This is a genomic window from Bradyrhizobium sp. GW821-FHT12B03, from assembly GCF_058807535.1.
The window spans coordinates 1-517 of record NZ_JBXAQU010000066.1 but is presented as its reverse complement, the minus strand read 5'-3'; the positions used below and the strand labels follow the sequence as shown (position 1 = coordinate 517).

The following is a 517-nucleotide window of genomic DNA, read 5'->3' as shown; positions in this document are numbered from 1 at the left end:
CTCCAGCAGCGACCAATAACTCTCGGGTCCCGTCAGCCCGCCAGGACCGCGGCAGCTCATCCCGACGATCGCGATCGATTCCGATGCCGCCGATGCCGCGATCGCCCGCCGCTTCTCCTGGCGAACAGGCGCACGACCGAGCGCGAGCTTCTCCAGCAGCAGCCGCGACATGGCGCGCGCGGTCGGATAGTCGAACGCCAGCGTCGTCGGCAGCTTGGTCCCGACCTGACCCGACAGGCGGTTGCGCAGCTCGACCGCCATCAGCGAGTCCAGCCCGAGCTCCTTGAGCGGCTGGTCCGCCGGCACCGATCCTGCCCCGGGCAGGGCCAGCACCGCGGCGATCTCCTCCTGCGCCAGCTCCACCAGCGCCTGCAGCCGCTCGCCTTCGCCTGCCAGCGCGGCCAGCCGCACCCGCAACGCATTGGTGTCGCCGCTCGAGGCCGCCGCTGCCTTCCGCAAGCCGCTGCGGACCAGGGCGCGATACAGTGCCGGCACGTCGTCGGCGAGCTGGCGCTGC

At 72.1% G+C, this 517-nt stretch carries 1 protein-coding gene; it reads right to left on the bottom strand.

Translation table 11 applies throughout. The features are described 5' to 3' along the window. Nucleotides 1-517, bottom strand: a 517-nt coding sequence (locus AC1RUR_RS38380) for an acyl carrier protein (RefSeq protein ID WP_492853359.1), incomplete at both ends; no start/stop codon positions are given.